The organism is Terrabacter sp. P5_B1, assembly GCF_056400505.1.
Map to the genome: position 1 here is coordinate 1 of NZ_JBFULD010000607.1, position 759 is coordinate 759.

General features: G+C 71.4%; 1 pseudogene. It reads right to left on the reverse strand.

Annotated elements, in window-relative coordinates:
- Window positions 1–474 (reverse strand): annotated as a pseudogene (locus AC1DP0_RS22370) (HNH endonuclease signature motif containing protein); the annotation flags it as partial.
- Window positions 475–759: the final 285 nt, after the last annotated feature.

Below are 759 nucleotides of genomic sequence, written 5' to 3' on the forward strand. Positions count from 1 at the left end.
CGCGAGCACGGCCTCCTCGACGGCCGCCACGTCGGCGTCGGGCAGATCCGTCGTCTCGGTCGCGATCTGCAGGGCGCGGTGCAGCGTCGTCGCGCCGGACCGAAGCGCGGCGAGGATCGTCCGGTGCCGCCGCGGTGCGGTGGCCAGCGACAGCCGGCGGGCCACCTCCCCGATGCCGACCCCCGTGGCCAGGGCGATCTCCTCGCTCACGACCCGGTCGGCCGACACGTGCAGGGACCCGGCCGTCAGCGCCAGCGTCTCGACCTGTTGGCACTCGACCGTGTGCAGGACGCCGTAGGCCGCGAGCAGCCGGGCCTCGACCCGCGCCTTCTCCGCCTCCAGCGCCTCGATGGTGTGCACCGCCCGCTCACCGATCGCCGTGAGGCTGCCCTGCACGTCCGCCATGGCGGCGCTGCGGACCTGGTCGTCCTCGACCCCGAGCAGGCCCGTTCGAGTGGATGCGACGTAGGGCACGGAACCACTCCTCTCGGGATCAGCGACTGCGTCAAGGAGAACACCTGTTCGAATCTCGGTCAAGAGGTATGGCGCAACTGTGGACAACGAATTCGACTCGCCCCCAGCCGAATCCGCGCAACACACCCGACCCGGTGAGTTCAGGTCAGGCCCGTCGGGTCGTTCCACGCATAGGGTCAGCCCATGGCACGAACCAGGCTCACGGTGACCGGCACGCCGGTCGGCGACGTCGACCTCGCCGTCGTGACGCCCGCCGGCACCCGCAGGAGCGACCCCCTCCCACTC